This is a genomic window from Ruegeria sp. AM9 (genome assembly GCF_056540565.1).
Window position 1 is genome coordinate 231,993 of record NZ_JBQFWY010000001.1, and the last position, 15,371, is coordinate 247,363.

Below are 15,371 nucleotides of genomic sequence, written 5' to 3' on the forward strand. Positions count from 1 at the left end.
TTTTGAGCATTTCATGGCGATTTCGAACATTGACGTTGATCCAAAACTGGTGCGGAATGCGGACATGGGGATGTTTGGAACTCAGAAAATCAAGCCCACGGCCCTGCGGCCCGACATGGATCGGCCACGGCAGCGCCAAGCCTAATCAAAAAGAAATACGATATTCAGTGTCACAGGGAGACACCTATGGAAAACCAAGTAAGCACCGAAGCACTGACTCATTGGGCGGCAGAAATGTACGCGCAGGAATATCGGGACGGCAAGCTGAGCCGTCGCGAATTTCTGACACGCGCGACCGGCCTCGGCGTCGCGACGGCAACCGCCTATAGCATGATCGGGCTGTCAGCGCCTGCCCGGGCCGACGGCGAAGATGCCAAGAAAGAAGGCGGCACTCTCCGGGTTCAGATGAGCGTCCGCGCCCTCAAGGATCCGCGCACCTACGACTGGTCGGAAATGGGCAACGAAAGCCGCGGCACCCTCGAATATCTTGTCGAGTATAACTCGGACGGAAGTTTCCGTGGTATGCTGCTGGAAGGTTGGGAGGTCAACGACGACGCAACCGTCTACAAACTGAAAGTCCGTCAGGGAGTCAAGTGGAACAACGGAGATGACTTTACAGCCGAAGACGTCGTCCGCAACATCGCCCGCTGGTGCGACAAGTCCGCCGAGGCCAACTCGATGGCATCACGGTTCGCAACTTTGATCGATCAGGCTACCGGTCAAGCCATCGACGGCGCGATCGAGATCGTCGATCCGCAGACGGTCAGGCTGAACCTGCCTGCCCCGGATGTTACCCTAATCGCAGGCATGGCAGATTACCCCGCTGCAATCGTTCACAGCTCATTCGATGAAAACGATCAGACCGGCAATGTCGGAACCGGCCCCTATCTGATCGACGAACTGGAAGTTGGCGTGAAATGCGTTTTGGTCCGCAATGAAAACCATCAATGGTGGGGAGAGCCGATCTTTGGCCGACCAGCGCTCGACCGGATCGAATATACTGACTACGGCACGGACCCCTCGGCCTGGCTGGCAGCGCTGGAGTCCGACGAGGTCGATATGCTGCACGAGTCAGTGGGTGAATTCATCGACGTGCTGGACAGCCTCGGATACGAAAAGTCCGAGGTCGCCTCGACCGCCACGTTGGTTGTGCGGCCCCGCCAGTTAGCAGAGGTGGATGGCCAGCTTATCTTTGAAGATGTGCGCGTCCGCAAGGCGCTGCAGATGTGCGTCGACAACGCGATCTGCCTTGAGCTTGGCTATGGCAACCGCGGCGTTCCCGCAGAGAACCATCACGTATCACCCAAACACCCGGAATATGCCGAGATTGGAGGCACACCCGTGGACCCCGCAGGCGCAAAGGCGTTGATCGAAGAGGCCGGGTTCGGAGACTACGAATTTGAACTTCAGTCCGTAGACGACGATTGGTTGCGCAATACGGCCGACGCAGTCGCCGCCCAGATTCGAGACGCGGGTATCAACATCAAGCGAACCATTGTTCCGGGAACGACATATTGGAACAACTGGAGCAAGGTTCCGTTCGGCGTGACCAACTGGAATGGCCGCCCCCTGGGCGTGCAAATCTGGGCGGTGGCCTACAAATCCGGCGAGGCCTGGAACGAATTCGGCTGGGAGAACCCGGAATTCGACGCGCTGTTGACGCAAGCCCTGTCAATCGCCGATGCAGACAAACGGCGCGCCATCATGGCCGAAGGCGAAGCCATGATTCAAAATGAGGGCGTGACGGTTCAGCCCTATTGGCGTGCCTTGTACCGCCATATGAAGGAAGGGCTTGTCGGAACCGACATGCATATCACCTTTGAGCACCACCACTATAAGTGGGGCTGGGCAGCCTGACGCCGACCTTTTTCCGGGGCACCAAAGCAGGTGCCCCGTTCCAGCCGCAGACCAGCCGAATTATGGTCAGAAGTCCAAGGCCGCAGCGGTCCAGTGATCTGTGGAAGACCTGAACAACAGGGGCCGAAATGGGACTGTTTTTCCTCAAGCGGTTTGGTGTCATGCTGTTAACAGCGCTATGCCTGACCTTCGTAGTCTTTTACCTGACCAACCTTTATCCGAACCTTGAAAAGCTGGCAAAAACGCAGGGCAGCCAGCGGATGTCCGACGAACAGGTTGTGTCGTGGCTGGAAAATCGCGGCTATCTGCAACCGACGCTTCTGAAATACAGTCAATGGCTGGGCGTCATGCCGGGGTTTGTCCACGAGCAAGACGATGGTTCCGTTCTTGGAACCTGCGCACGTCCGGGTACGACGAAGGACACCCTTCCCCGATACTGCGGGGTTCTTCAAGGCGACTGGGGTTATTCGACGGTATTCAAGGACGAAGTCAGTGGAATTGTCGGCAAACGTCTGGGCAACACCGGATATCTCATGCTGTGGGTTCTGCTGCTGATGGTTCCGTCGGCGCTACTGATCGGTGTGTTGGCCGGAATGCGTGAAGGGTCCGCTCTTGACCGGTCGCTCTCGACGTTTTCAATCATCACGACGGCAACACCGGAATATGTGTCCGGTGTCATATTCATCGCGGTTTTTACCTCGTCCACTGTTGGCCTGAAATGGTTCAAGGGCACCGCGACCCAGGCGATGGAGAACCCAACCTTCGAGAACTTCTTCTTACCGGTGCTGACGATTGCACTTTACGGGATGGGCTATATCGCACGGATGACCCGCGCCTCGATGACCGAGGTGATGACGGCGCAGTACATTCGGACCGCGCGTCTGAAAGGCGTGTCCTTCTCGAACATCGTGATGAAACACGCGCTGCGCAACGCGCTGATCGCGCCCTTTACCGTGATCATGCTGCAATTCCCGTGGTTGCTGAACGGCGTCGTGATCGTCGAGACCCTGTTCAACTACAAGGGCTTTGGCTGGGCACTGGTTCAGGCGGCGGGCAACAACGACATTCAGCTGCTGCTGGCGATTTCGGTCGTGTCGGTCTTTGTGGTGCTGGTGACGCAGCTGATCTCGGATATCGGCTATGTCTACCTCAACCCGCGCATCCGTATTTCGTAAGGAGGGATAGATCATGGAACCACTTACCTGGACCGGCTCTATCGCCCTCCTGAACCCGTTGCTGATGATCGCGATAGCAGCCCTTCTGGTGTCGATCGTCGTCTGGATCCTTGGCAGTATCGTGCTGCCTGAAACCCCGGTCAGCGTGAATATCGATGGTACGATCAGTTCAGGCTCGGGCCTGAGAGGGTTGACGCAGAAAGCACTGCGATACAGCTTTGCGGCCTGTGTTGCGCTGGTACTGGCCTATATCGTGCTGGGCATCCTCATGGGCACCAGCGCGGGCATTGTCGGCGCAATCTCACGGCAGTTCCTGCCGGTTTGGCTGTCGCTGGTCATTCTGTTTGCCATGTCGATTGCATTCAAACGCAAGCTGGGCCTCTACGGCAAACTGTTCGACAGCCCTATCGGCATGATTGGATTTGGCCTTGTGATGTTCTGGGTGTTCACCGGCATCTTCGGCGCCATGGACCTGATCATAACCCACGATCCGCTGGATCAGGTGTCGGGCATGAAGAACAAGGTCCCCGGAACGCCGCTGCCCTCAACGGAAGAAGGCGCGTACGCCTGGTACCTGTTGGGCGGCGACAATCTGGCCCGCGATGTGTTTAGCCGCATGGTCAAGGGCGCATGGATCGTGGTGCAGATTGCTCCGCTTGCGACCATGTTTGCCTTTATGGTCGGGATCACTCTGGGCTTGCCTGCCGGGTTCTATGGCGGTCGTCTGGACACCTTCCTGTCGTTCCTCGCCAACCTGATCCTCGCCTTCCCGGTGATCTTGCTGTTCTATCTGCTGGTCACGCCGGAAATCGTGGCGACCGGAGTGCCGAACTACATGGCGGCGGTGTTGTTTGTGTTCCCGATCCTGTTCCTTGCGGTCCTGCTGAACTCGCGCTTTTACACAAGGCCGAGCTTCCGCACGCCGCTGTTGATCGGAGTATTGGGCATCGCGTTGTGGCTCTATCTGTCGCTGATCTCGACCGGTGGCTACATCATCAATACCGACACTTACGGAATCTGGGGTCTGCCGACCTATCTGGATCTGTTCGACATCCCCGGAGGCATCCTTGTGGTGTTCGTCTCGGTGGTATTCGTGAACTCGCCTACTGTGTTCCGTATCGTTCGTGGCCTGGCGTTGGACATCAAAACGCGCGACTACGTGGCTGCGGCGCAGACCCGTGGCGAGGGTCCTTGGTACATCATGCTGTGGGAGATTCTGCCCAACGCCCGCGGTCCGCTGATCGTCGATTTCTGTCTGCGGATTGGCTACACCACCATCCTTCTAGGAACCTTGGGCTTCTTTGGCCTTGGACTGCCGCCGGAAAGCCCGGATTGGGGTTCGACGATCAACGAGGGGCGCAAGCTGCTGTCGATCTACCTGCACCCGGCCCTGCCGCCCGCGCTGGCCCTATTGTCGCTGGTTCTTGGTCTGAACCTACTGGCGGACGGTCTGCGCGAAGAAAGTCTGAAGGACTGATGTGATCGAGGCCGGGGGCTCTGCCCCCGGACCCCCGAGATATTTTAAGCCAGATGACGGGGACGCCCCTGACTCTCGCGAGGAGAAACACAGATGAACAAACTGGCGGATTATGACGGGCCTATTCTAGAGATCGACAAGCTGTCGATTTCGTTTTTTACCCGTCTGAGGGAAATCCCTGCGGTGATGGATTTCTCGGTCAGTGTGCAACCCGGCGAAGCCGTCGGGTTGGTGGGCGAGTCCGGTTGCGGCAAGTCCACCGTGGCACTGGGCGTCATGCAGGACCTTGGCAAGAACGGGCGGATCGTTGGTGGCTCGATCAAGTTCAAGGGCCGCGACCTTTCTGAGATGACCACCGAAGAGTTGCGCGACATTCGTGGCAACGAAATCGCGATGATCTATCAGGAGCCGATGGCCTCGCTGAACCCAGCGATGAAGATAGGCAAGCAGCTGATGGAAGTGCCGATGATCCACGAGGGGGTCAGTAAGGACGAGGCCTATGCCCGTGCGCTGGAAGTGGTCACCGACGTCCGCCTGCCCGACCCCGAGCGGATGCTGAATTCGTTCCCGCACCAGTTGTCAGGTGGCCAGCAGCAGCGGATCGTCATCGCCATGGCGCTCATGTCGAAACCGGCGCTGTTGATCCTGGACGAACCAACCACCGCTCTGGATGTAACGGTCGAGGCCGCCGTGGTGGAACTGGTCAGGGATCTGGGCAAGAAATACGGCACCTCGATGCTGTTTATCTCGCACAACCTCGGGCTGGTTCTGGAAACCTGCGACCGCCTGTGCGTGATGTATTCAGGTGAGGCGGTCGAGCGCGGCTCGATCCACGATGTGTTCGACGAGATGCAGCACCCCTATACGCAGGCGCTGTTCCGCTCGATCCCGTTGCCGGGGGCCGACAAGAATGCGCGCCCGCTGGTCGCCATTCCGGGCAACTTCCCCCTGCCCCACGAACGCCCGCCGGGCTGTAACTTTGGCCCGCGCTGCGACTATTTCGTGGAAGGCCGCTGTGACGCGCAGAACATTCTGATGGAGCCGGTGCCGGGCAATGATCGCCACCACACGCGCTGCCTGAAGTTCAAAGAGATCGACTGGAACGCACCGATCACCGTGGGCGAACAGAAGGAAAAGGCCGAGATCGGCCGGACCGTCCTCAAGATGGACAACCTCAAGAAATACTATGAGGTGGCTGCGAATGCCCTGTTCGGAGGTGGCGAGACCAAGGTTGTGAAAGCCAACGAAACGCTCAGCTTCGAAGCACATGAATCCGAGACGCTGGCCATCGTCGGCGAATCCGGCTGCGGCAAATCGACCTTCGCCAAAGTCCTGATGGGGCTGGAGACGGCCACGGATGGCCAGATTCTGCTGGACAATCGCAATATCGAGGCCGTCCCGATCGAGGAACGTGACGCCAAGACCGTAGGCGAAGTGCAGATGGTGTTCCAGAACCCGTTCGATACTCTGAACCCATCGATGACCGTGGGCCGTCAGATCATCCGCGCGCTGGAAATCTTCGGCGTAGGCAACTCGGAAGCCGAGCGTAAGAAGCGGATGCTGGAGCTATTGGATCTGGTGAAACTGCCCCGCGCCTTTGCGGAACGGATGCCGCGGCAATTGTCGGGCGGGCAGAAACAGCGCGTCGGGATCGCCCGCGCCTTTGCCGGGGATGCCCGGATCGTGGTTGCAGACGAGCCGGTTTCGGCGTTGGACGTGTCGGTACAGGCGGCGGTAACTGACCTGCTGATGGAGATTCAGCGCGAACACAAAACGACTCTGCTGTTCATCAGCCACGATCTGTCCATCGTTCGCTATCTCAGTGACCGGGTGATGGTGATGTATCTGGGCCATGTGGTCGAGTTAGGCACCACGGATCAGGTCTTTGCCCCACCCTATCACCCCTACACCGAAGCGTTGCTGAGCGCTGTTCCAATTGCCGATACGTCAATCGAAAAGCAACATATCGTATTGGAGGGGGATATCCCGTCTGCGATGAACCCACCTCCGGGATGCCCGTTCCAGACCCGGTGCCGCTGGAAATCCGAAGTGCCGGGCGGGATGTGCGAACGCGACGTGCCACCGGTGAAAACTCTGGCCGAAGGCCATCAGGTCAAATGCCACCTGTCCGAAGAGATTCTGGCCCGCATGGAGCCGGTCATCAAGGTCGCGGCTGAATAAATCCGGCCACAAAAGATCAGGGGCGCGGGAGTCATACCGGTGCCCCTTGTCGACGATGTCCAGCTTGGGCAGCATCAGCGCCGGGGGTTACGGGTTCGACATACCCTCATTCAACGCAAGCCTGGGCGCGATGGCGTCATGGGTTGAATGATGGGTCCGGTGCTGGCGCTTTTTGTCGCCGGAAAATAGGGCGTGGATGGGAAATTCATGTTTGCGCTAGGTGTGACCGCGATCTGGGCGGCTTTGTATGAGCAAAAGATGCCGCGCATTGTCGCTGGCGGTGACCGCTTGCCTGTTCTTTTCGGCGGCGCATGTACCGTGCAGCAGCGCCTATGTTTTATGTGCGTGAGGCCAGCATGCTCATGTTCTGTGCGCGACGTTGCTGCCGATCACGACCGGACTCTGCAAGCGTGCCGAAGTCGGTGCCATATGACCGAAGCGACCGCTTAGCCGCCCCAGATCACTTTCACGTAGTTCTGGGTTTCATTGTAAGGTGGAACGCCGCCGTGTTTTTCAACAGCCTGCGGCCCGGCGTTATAGGCCGCAAGCGCCAGACGCCAGGATTTGAACTTGCGGTATTGCCAGGACAGATACCGCGCCCCGCCTTCCAAGTTCTGTTTCGGGTCATGCGGGTTAACGCCCAAAAGCCGCGCCGTACCGGGCATCAACTGCGCCAGCCCCAAAGCACCCTTGTGCGATTTCGCATGCGGGTTCCAGCCGCTTTCCTGCTGCACCAGACGCAAGAACAGCTCTTCCGGGACGTTGTGCTTGCGCGCGGCTTGCCGGGCCAGAGTCATATACTCCCCCCGGTACTTGCCCGTGTAGCGTTTGTTGAAACTGTCACTGGGCTTTGCCCTTTTCGGCTTAAGCCGCTCGGAATCGCGGTACTGGGTTGCCGCACGCGAGTCCAACACCTTGGATTGCTTGAGAAAAATATCCTTCCGGCTTTTTGTAGACAACGTCTGCGCGGTCACCGGGGCCGAGACCAGAGCAAAGCACGCAACCAAAAAACAACTAACCAGAAATCGCATTAACGCCAATCTCGCTCGTTCAGGAACTCTGAGGAGTATAAATATTTCAGTTAATAATGAAAGCTTGGTAAACCGAGCCCTGGTATTTTCTTGCGGAGTGTTACCTGCATCAACCGTGTTTCAACCACGACGCAGGCCGTATAGGGTCGCTTTGAAACTCTGCGCCAGATTCGGGCGCGCAAACGTCAATTCAGAACGGGGAAATACATGGCGGGTTCAGTCAACAAGGTCATTCTTATCGGCAATCTCGGTGCGGATCCTGAGGTACGGTCGTTTCAGAATGGTGGCAAGGTATGCAACCTGCGCATCGCGACATCCGAGACCTGGAAAGACCGCAATACCGGAGAGCGCAAGGATCGGACGCAATGGCACTCGGTCGCTATCTTCTCGGAGCCCCTTGTGCGGGTTGCCGAGCAATATCTGCGCAAAGGCAGCAAGGTCTATATCGAAGGGCAACTGGAAACCCGTAAGTGGCAGGACCAATCGGGTCAGGACAGATACACGACCGAAGTGGTCCTGCGGCCCTATCGCAGCGAACTGACAATGCTGGACGCCCGCGGTGAAGGCGGCGGCGGTGGCTATGGCGGCCAATCGGGCAGCTACGGCGGCGGACAGGCCGGTGGCGGCTATGGCGACCCCTATGGCGGCCCACCCAGCGCCCCTGCCCCGGCATCCGGCGGCATCGACGACGACGAGATCCCGTTCTAAGCGAAACGGAGATATATCATGACATGGTCCTTCTCACTCGGCCGGATATTGGGGTCGGAACTGAGGGTCCATGTCACCTTTTTCCTGCTGCTGGCCTGGGTCGGTTTTGCCGCCTACTCCAGCGGAGGGTTACCGGCCGCCGTCGAAAATCTGATCTTCGTGCTGGCGCTGTTTGCCTGCGTCGTCGCGCACGAATTCGGCCACGCGCTGATGGCACGGCGGTACGGGATCAAGACCCCCGACATTACTCTGCTGCCCATTGGCGGGCTGGCCCGGCTGGAACGGATGCCGGAAAAACCGATGCAAGAGGTCTGGGTCGCCCTTGCTGGCCCTGCCGTGAACATCGTGATCTGGGTCATACTCGTCGTGCTGGGCGCTGGAATGCCGCTTGAGACCATGGCGCAGATCGACTCGACCGGCCCCGGGCTGATGAACCGGCTGGCCTATGTGAATCTGTTACTGGCCGCGTTCAACATGATCCCGGCCTTTCCAATGGATGGCGGGCGCGTATTCCGCGCCCTGCTGTGCCTGAAAATGGACCGGGTCAAAGCCACCAGGGTCGCCGCCCTGGCCGGGCAGATCGTCGCCGTGGCTTTCGGTTTCTGGGGGCTGAGCGCGGGCAACCCGATCCTGGTTCTGATCGCGGTGTTCGTCTTTGTCGCCGCCAATTCCGAGAGCCACGATGTCGCCATGCGCTCAGTCGTGCGGCGGGTTCTGGCACGTGATGCGATGATCACCGAATTCCACGCCCTGTCCCCCACCGACACGCTGGCCACAGCGGCACAGGCCGTCATTCACACCACCCAGCATGAATTCCCGGTGCTGGATTCAGCGGGTGCCCTGCTGGGGTTCGTCACCCGAGATCGGCTGTTCACCGCCTTGACCGGAGACACCCCGCGTTCGGACCCGGCGACCTCGGTCATGGTGACGGATATCCCGCAGGTTCAGCTGACCAGCGGGCTCGAAACGGTTCTGGACGGGCTGCACAAAGGCGCCCCGGCCATAGCGGTTTGTACGCAGGCCGGGACCATGGTCGGCTACATCACCCGCGAAAATATCGGCGAGTTGATGGTGATCCAAGGGCGGTGATCAGACCGTCGCCAGAGCATCTTCCAGCACGGAAATCACCGCCTCAGGCGGGACGTCCGAGGTAACAAAGGCCTCGCCGATTCCGCGCGCCAGAATGAACCGAAGCTGACCGTCGATAACCTTCTTGTCCTGCGCCATCAGATCGACCAGCGCTTCGGCGCTTGGCAGATCGCCGGGGATGTCAGCCAGATCGGTTTTCATCCCCATCGCCCGCAAATGGGCGCGAACGCGACTTGGATCTTCTTGCGAGCACAGACCCAGACGCGAGGACAGTTCGAACGCCAGTGCGCAACCGATGGCCACGCCTTCGCCATGCAGCAGGCGGTCGGAATAGCCGGTTGCAGCTTCAAGCGCATGACAGAACGTGTGACCAAGGTTCAGCAGCGCGCGGTCGCCCTGCTCGGTCTCATCCCGCGCCACGATATCAGCCTTCATCTGGACCGAGCGTGTCACGGCCCGCACCCGCGCGGCCATGTCGCCGCCCGAAACATCCCTGCCGTTCCCCTCAAGCCATTCGAAAAAAGCCGCATCGCCCAACAGGCCGTATTTCACCACCTCGCCATAGCCCGACAGGAAATCGCGCGGGGTCATTGTGCCCAGAACCGAGGTATCAGCCAGCACCAGTGACGGCTGATGGAACGCCCCGATCAGGTTCTTGCCCTGCGGCGCGTTGATCCCGGTCTTGCCGCCCACCGAACTGTCGACCTGCGCCAGCAGCGACGTCGGTATCTGCACGAACCGCGCGCCACGCCGCAGGACCGCAGCAGCAAAGCCGACCAGATCGCCGATGACACCACCACCAAAGGCAACAACCACGTCCCGGCGCTCGACCTTTTCAGCAAGCAGCCATTCCACGGTACGTTCGAAATGCGGCCAGCTTTTGGTGGCCTCGCCTGCAGGCAAGGTCAGGGACGCCATCTCGATCCCGGCAGATGCCAACCCATCCCGCAGAGCGTCCAGATGCAGCGCGCCCACGTTCTCATCGGTGACAACGGCCACCTTGGGCCGGGGCAGCAATGGGGCGATCCGCGTGCCGGCCTGTGCCAGCAGGTCCGGACCAATTTCCACATCATACGAGCGTTCGCCCAGCTCTACATGTACGGTTTGGTGCATCACTTCCGTTCCAAAACATCGGGGCGTGTGGCCAGCGCATCCACCACCCGGTTCACCATATTCTCGATCGAGGTATGGCCATCCGATTCAGCTATCAGGTCGGCCTGCGCATAAACCGGCACTCGGTCCTCGTACAAGGCGCGCAAGGTCGCATACGGGTCGGCGGTGCGCAGCAAGGGGCGCGTGTCCTTGTGTTTGACCCGGTTCCATAGAACCTCAAGGTCCGCCCGCAACCAGACGGACACACCGCGCTCGGTGATCATGGTGCGGTTCTGTTCGGCCAGAAAGGCACCGCCGCCGGTGGACAAGATGCCTTTTTCCTCATCCAGAAGACGCCCGATGACCTGGCTTTCCTTGGCACGAAAAAACGGCTCTCCGTCGCGCGCAAAAATCTCGGGGATGGTCATGTTGGCTGCCGATTCGATCTCGGCATCACTGTCGAGGAAGGGAACGCCCAGCCGGGCAGCCAATGCACGGCCCACAGCCGTCTTTCCCGCCCCCATCATGCCGACAAGAACCACCGTTTTGTGCAGTTCAAAGCCCGTATCCGGGTTCACGCCCGAAGAGTTATGCTTAATTTCGCTCATTTCACCGTGAATGACGTGATCTTAGGAAAAATGCTAGCTATAACTATGACAAAAGAGAAAATTGGGGCAGCGTTGAGCAATGGGCCGTCTGATCAAGTTCCTGTTATATCTGATTTGCCTGGGTTTCATCGGGCTGGTGGCATATGCCTACCTGGGTCCGTTCTTCGGCGCCGACTTTTCGGCGCCGCAGGATGAGATACGAGAGCCGGTAATCCTGAATGTCGAATAAGGCCGCACTGTTTGCACTGATATTGGCCGGATCGGCCCAGGCGCAACAGGAACCTCTTTCCGTCATCGAATGGCTAAACGACCCGCCGGAAAACCTGCCGGGGACCGTGTTGCTGGAACCTTCTGTGACCAAGACCGGTGTTCAGCCGGATGTCGAGGTCACACCGCTTGAGGCGCTGTCACCGCCGCTTGGGCTGGTGTCATCCTCGGTGACCGGGCTGCCCGTGGATCTGTGGCAGAACAGCGATCCTGCCCGTCTGGCACAGCTGATCGCCCGCGTGCCGGTCAAGTACAACCCGGCGATGCAACGCCTGTTGTTCACGCTGCTGCTGACCGAGGCCCGCGCGCCTGCGGGGCCGAACACGCAGGAACCTCTGCTGCTGGCGCGGTTGGACCGTCTGATGCAATTGGGTGCGGCTGATCCGGTACAATCGCTGGTGCAACTGGCCGGCCCTACCGACAACCGCGAGCGGTTCCAACGCTGGTTCGATGCGACGCTGTTGACCGGGGATGAGGATCGCAGCTGCACCGCGCTGATCGCGCAGCCGCATCTGTCTCAGGACTATGCGGCGCAAATCTTCTGCAAGGCCCGCCGGGGCGACTGGGGGTCCGCCGCGCTGACGCTTGAGGCCGCCCATGCGCTGCAGGTTCTGCCGCCCGAGGATCTGGACGTACTGGACCGGTTCCTCAGCCCCGAGCTCTACGAAGATGCCGAGTATCTGCCGCAACCCGACGACCCCGACCCGCTGAGCTTTCGGCTGTTCGAAGCCATTGGCGAGCGTTTGCCCTCAACCCCGCTGCCGCGCGCATTCGCAAATGCCGACCTGCGAGATGTGGCCGGATGGAAGGCGCAGATCGAGGCCGCCGAGCGCCTGACACGGATCGGAGCACTGACCCCCAACCAATTGCTGGGCCTGTATACCGAGCGGTCCCCTGCCGCCTCTGGCGCGGTCTGGGACCGGGTCGCGGCGGTGCAAAAATTCGAAAGCGCGTTGGAAACAGGCAAGCCGGGCGCGGTTGCCAAGACACTGCCCAAAGTCTGGGAACAAATGCGCAGCGTCGGGCTGGAGGTTCCCTTTGCCGAGTTGTTCGCAGGCCGACTGTCGCAGATGGCCCTGCCCGATCCGGCCGCGGAAAACCTGCGGTGGCGGATTCTGCTCTTGTCCGAACTTTATGAAACCGCCGCCCTGTCGCCTCCGGACGAGTCGGTGGAAACGCAGTTTCTGGCCGCGCTGGCGCAGGGTGATCCGGGGCGGGCCAAATCGCCTTCCCCGTGGGCCGATGCTGTGGCTGAAGGGTTTGCCTGGGCCGCGCCTATCCCATCGGACATTGATGCCATGTTGGCCAACGGGCAGCTGGGTGAGGCCATTTTGGAAACGATGGAGGTTTTCGCCCATGGCGCACGCGGCAATCTTGTCGATCTGACCGCCGCCGTCGCAACCCTGCGCCGTGTGGGTCTTGAGGACACCGCACGCCGCGCCGCCCTGAACCTTCTGATCCTGCAGGACACCTGAGCATGGTGGCCCCGGCAACCTCGGATCTGTGGATCTCTACCTTCCTGCAGGCGCAAGCGGCTGAGCTTGGGGCGGCCAACAACACTCTGCTGGCCTATGGCCGTGACCTGAAGGATTTTGCCGCCTGGCTGCAGCGCCGGAAAATCGGGTTCGCCGAGGCCGAACGCGATCGGATCGAGGCCTATCTGATCGACTGTGACGCCCAGGGGCTGGCGCAATCCACCCGCGCGCGACGGCTGTCGGCGATCAAGCAAATCTATCGTTTCGCTTTCGAGGAGGGCTGGCGCGACACCAACCCCGCCATCCAGATCAAAGGCCCCGGACGGCAAAAACGCCTGCCCAAAACGCTGGACGTGCGCGAGGTTGATCGGCTGTTGCAGGCCGCCCGCCAGACCGGACGCACCAAGGGCGACCGGGTGCGCAACACCTGCCTGATGGAGGTGCTTTATGCCACCGGTATGCGCGTGACCGAGCTGGTTTCGCTGCCGGTCTCTTCCGCGCGGGGCGATCCGCGGATGCTGCTGGTTCTGGGCAAAGGCGGCAAGGAACGGATGGTGCCTCTCTCTCCCCCTGCCCGAGAGGCGCTGGCCGCGTGGCTCATGGTCCGGGACGAGGCCGAGGATCAACTGGTCGCCGATGGCGGCCAACGGTCTAGATTCCTGTTTCCGTCGCGCGGGAAATCGGGACACCTGACACGTCACATGTTCTTTCTGCTGGTCAAGGAACTGGCGGTTCAGGGTGGTGTTTCGCCGGAAAAGGTCACACCGCACACGCTGCGCCATGCTTTTGCCACCCATCTTCTGGCCAACGGGGCCGACCTGCGGTCGATCCAAACACTGCTGGGCCATGCCGATGTGGCAACCACCGAAATCTATACTCATGTTCTGGACGAACGTCTGGCCGAACTGGTGCTGGAGCATCACCCGCTGGCCAAAGACCCCGAAGACAAGGGCTAACCCCTTGATCCGCAGGGGTCGCGCCCCCATAACGGATGCAGCAACACCAATAACCAAGGACCGATGGAACCCTCTTCTTCTCTGATCGACGGCGCATTCTGGTTTACCACAGGCGCCATTCTGCTTTTGCTTGTCCTGTCGGGCTTTTTCTCGGGTTCTGAAACGGCATTGACCGCCTCGTCGCGTGGCAAGTTGCGGGCGCAGGCCGACAAGGGCTCGCGCGGGGCGCAAAAGGCGCTGGATATCACCGATGACAATGAACGGCTGATCGGCTCGGTCCTGCTCGGCAACAACCTTGTGAACATCCTTGCGGCCTCGCTGGCGACGGCGCTGTTCACGCGGCTGTTCGGCGAAAGCGGCGTGGCGCTGGCGACGCTGGTGATGACCTTGCTGGTTCTGATCTTTGCCGAGGTCCTACCCAAAACCTACGCCATCACCAACGCGGAAAAGGCAGCCGCCCTTGTGGCGCCGATCATCAGCGTGGTTGTCACCGTGTTCTCGCCCATGGTTGCGGCAGTGCGCTTGCTGGTACGCGGCGTGTTGCGCCTGTTCGGCGTGCAGATCGACCCCGACAGCAACATCCTTGCCGTACGCGAGGAAATCGCCGGTGCGCTGCATCTGGGTCACTCGGAAGGTGTGGTCGAAAAGGAAGACCGCGACCGTATTCTGGGTGCGCTTGATCTGGGCGACCGCACGGTCGAAGAGATCATGCTGCACCGCTCGAACATTGAGATGATCGATGCCGACGACGCACCCGAGGCCATTCTTCAGCAATGCCTGAAAAGCCCGCACACTCGCCTGCCCGTGTTCCGGGATGAGCCCGAGAACATCGTGGGTGTGGTGCACGCCAAGGACCTGTTCCGCGCCATGTATGCCCATGCAGGCGCCAGCGAGGATGACAGCGACCGGCTGAAATCCTTCGACATCTCGAAGGTGGCGAACGACCCCTACTTTGTACCCGAAACCACCACGCTGGACGATCAGATGCGAGAGTTCCTGCGGATGCACAGCCACTTTGCGCTGGTGGTGGACGAATATGGCTCTCTCCGCGGCCTGATCACGCTGGAGGATATCCTTGAGGAAATCGTCGGCGAAATCGCTGACGAGTTCGACATCGAGGAGGACGTCCCCGTGACCCGAACTGACGATGGCCAATTCCTTGTCGAGGGCGCGATGACCATCCGAGACGCAAACCGGGCGATGGACTGGTCTCTGCCTGATGACGAGGCCAACACAATCGCCGGGTTGGTCATACACGAGGCACAGATGATCCCTGTGACCGGTCAGGTATTCTCGTTCCACGGGTTCCGTTTCGAAGTCACTGCACGCGAAGGCAACCGGATTACCGAGCTGAAGATCCGTCCGCTCTGATCCGCGACAAGCGATGTCGTGAACGGAACAGCCTGCCCTGCCGCGCGCCTGCAGTCTTTGACCAAAACGCATGGGAGGCCACGA

Annotated in this window: 13 protein-coding genes; 10 read left to right on the forward strand and 3 right to left on the reverse strand. The window is 60.1% G+C overall.

Features of this window, described 5'->3' with window-relative positions; genetic code table 11:
- The first annotated feature begins 186 nt into the window (after nucleotides 1-186).
- The 4 genes from ACR0DO_RS01185 (at nucleotide 187) to ACR0DO_RS01200 (ending at nucleotide 6,690) form a co-directional block, all read left to right on the forward strand.
- Nucleotides 187-1,857 carry an ABC transporter substrate-binding protein gene (locus ACR0DO_RS01185; protein WP_480556240.1) on the forward strand — a complete coding sequence of 557 codons (1,671 nt, stop codon included), beginning with the start codon at nucleotides 187-189 and terminating at the stop codon, nucleotides 1,855-1,857.
- A gap of 128 nt (nucleotides 1,858-1,985) precedes the next feature.
- Complete coding sequence (locus ACR0DO_RS01190) at nucleotides 1,986-3,032, forward strand: ABC transporter permease (protein ID WP_480556241.1); 1,047 nt, start codon at nucleotides 1,986-1,988, stop codon at nucleotides 3,030-3,032.
- Between the two features lie 13 nt (nucleotides 3,033-3,045).
- A complete protein-coding gene (locus tag ACR0DO_RS01195; RefSeq protein ID WP_480556242.1) occupies nucleotides 3,046-4,509 on the forward strand; it encodes an ABC transporter permease in 1,464 nt (487 codons plus the stop codon).
- Nucleotides 4,510-4,602: 93 nt separating this feature from the next.
- Nucleotides 4,603-6,690, forward strand: a complete 2,088-nt coding sequence (locus ACR0DO_RS01200) for a dipeptide ABC transporter ATP-binding protein (RefSeq protein WP_480556243.1) — start codon at nucleotides 4,603-4,605, stop codon at nucleotides 6,688-6,690.
- A 446-nt stretch (nucleotides 6,691-7,136) separates the two neighbouring features.
- On the opposite strand, the gene ACR0DO_RS01205 is transcribed toward ACR0DO_RS01200, so the two are convergent.
- Nucleotides 7,137-7,721, reverse strand: a complete 585-nt coding sequence (locus ACR0DO_RS01205) for a lytic transglycosylase domain-containing protein (protein ID WP_170442190.1) — start codon at nucleotides 7,719-7,721, stop codon at nucleotides 7,137-7,139.
- A gap of 207 nt (nucleotides 7,722-7,928) precedes the next feature.
- Here ACR0DO_RS01205 and ssb point away from each other — a divergent pair, with 207 nt between their 5' ends.
- Together ssb and ACR0DO_RS01215 are read left to right on the forward strand one after the other, a co-directional pair.
- Nucleotides 7,929-8,429: a single-stranded DNA-binding protein gene (gene ssb / locus ACR0DO_RS01210; RefSeq protein WP_480556244.1), complete on the forward strand. Its 501-nt coding sequence runs from the start codon at nucleotides 7,929-7,931 to the stop codon at nucleotides 8,427-8,429.
- 18 nt (nucleotides 8,430-8,447) lie between these two features.
- Nucleotides 8,448-9,518: a site-2 protease family protein gene (locus tag ACR0DO_RS01215; RefSeq protein ID WP_480556245.1), complete on the forward strand. Its 1,071-nt coding sequence runs from the start codon at nucleotides 8,448-8,450 to the stop codon at nucleotides 9,516-9,518.
- On the opposite strand, the gene aroB is transcribed toward ACR0DO_RS01215, so the two are convergent.
- Entirely contained in the window at nucleotides 9,519-10,631 is a 1,113-nt protein-coding gene (gene aroB / locus ACR0DO_RS01220) for a 3-dehydroquinate synthase (RefSeq protein ID WP_480556246.1), read from the reverse strand.
- The gene (locus ACR0DO_RS01225) at nucleotides 10,631-11,218 is read right to left on the reverse strand and encodes a shikimate kinase (RefSeq protein ID WP_480556247.1); all 588 of its coding nucleotides are present in this window, start codon (nucleotides 11,216-11,218) and stop codon (nucleotides 10,631-10,633) included. The genes aroB and ACR0DO_RS01225 overlap by 1 nt, the downstream gene beginning before the upstream one ends.
- Before the next feature lie 79 nt (nucleotides 11,219-11,297).
- Here ACR0DO_RS01225 and ACR0DO_RS01230 point away from each other — a divergent pair, with 79 nt between their 5' ends.
- From ACR0DO_RS01230 to ACR0DO_RS01245, 4 genes are all read left to right on the forward strand, one after another.
- Entirely contained in the window at nucleotides 11,298-11,447 is a 150-nt protein-coding gene (locus ACR0DO_RS01230; protein ID WP_170348465.1) for a hypothetical protein, read from the forward strand.
- Entirely contained in the window at nucleotides 11,437-12,960 is a 1,524-nt protein-coding gene (locus ACR0DO_RS01235; protein ID WP_480556248.1) for a hypothetical protein, read from the forward strand. Before ACR0DO_RS01230 ends, ACR0DO_RS01235 begins: the two co-directional genes overlap by 11 nt.
- 2 nt (nucleotides 12,961-12,962) lie before the next feature.
- Nucleotides 12,963-13,916 (forward strand): tyrosine recombinase, encoded by a 954-nt coding sequence (locus tag ACR0DO_RS01240; RefSeq protein ID WP_480556249.1) that lies wholly within the window; start codon nucleotides 12,963-12,965, stop codon nucleotides 13,914-13,916.
- A 63-nt stretch (nucleotides 13,917-13,979) separates the two neighbouring features.
- The gene (locus ACR0DO_RS01245; RefSeq protein WP_170442168.1) at nucleotides 13,980-15,287 is read left to right on the forward strand and encodes an HlyC/CorC family transporter; all 1,308 of its coding nucleotides are present in this window, start codon (nucleotides 13,980-13,982) and stop codon (nucleotides 15,285-15,287) included.
- Nucleotides 15,288-15,371: the final 84 nt, after the last annotated feature.

Bases quoted from the DNA above. Each gene is read 5' to 3' on its own strand.
- ACR0DO_RS01190 (WP_480556241.1), top strand. From the start codon at position 1,986: ATGGGACTGTTTTTCCTCAAGCGGTTTGGTGTCATGCTGTTAACAGCG.
- ssb (WP_480556244.1), top strand. From the start codon at position 7,929: ATGGCGGGTTCAGTCAACAAGGTCATTCTTATCGGCAATCTCGGTGCG.
- ACR0DO_RS01215 (WP_480556245.1), top strand. From the start codon at position 8,448: ATGACATGGTCCTTCTCACTCGGCCGGATATTGGGGTCGGAACTGAGG.
- ACR0DO_RS01245 (WP_170442168.1), top strand. From the start codon at position 13,980: ATGGAACCCTCTTCTTCTCTGATCGACGGCGCATTCTGGTTTACCACA.
- ACR0DO_RS01225 (WP_480556247.1), bottom strand. From the start codon at position 11,218: ATGAGCGAAATTAAGCATAACTCTTCGGGCGTGAACCCGGATACGGGC.
- ACR0DO_RS01205 (WP_170442190.1), bottom strand. From the start codon at position 7,721: ATGCGATTTCTGGTTAGTTGTTTTTTGGTTGCGTGCTTTGCTCTGGTC.
- ACR0DO_RS01235 (WP_480556248.1), top strand. From the start codon at position 11,437: ATGTCGAATAAGGCCGCACTGTTTGCACTGATATTGGCCGGATCGGCC.
- ACR0DO_RS01240 (WP_480556249.1), top strand. From the start codon at position 12,963: ATGGTGGCCCCGGCAACCTCGGATCTGTGGATCTCTACCTTCCTGCAG.
- ACR0DO_RS01195 (WP_480556242.1), top strand. From the start codon at position 3,046: ATGGAACCACTTACCTGGACCGGCTCTATCGCCCTCCTGAACCCGTTG.
- ACR0DO_RS01200 (WP_480556243.1), top strand. From the start codon at position 4,603: ATGAACAAACTGGCGGATTATGACGGGCCTATTCTAGAGATCGACAAG.
- aroB (WP_480556246.1), bottom strand. From the start codon at position 10,631: ATGCACCAAACCGTACATGTAGAGCTGGGCGAACGCTCGTATGATGTG.
- ACR0DO_RS01230 (WP_170348465.1), top strand. From the start codon at position 11,298: ATGGGCCGTCTGATCAAGTTCCTGTTATATCTGATTTGCCTGGGTTTC.
- ACR0DO_RS01185 (WP_480556240.1), top strand. From the start codon at position 187: ATGGAAAACCAAGTAAGCACCGAAGCACTGACTCATTGGGCGGCAGAA.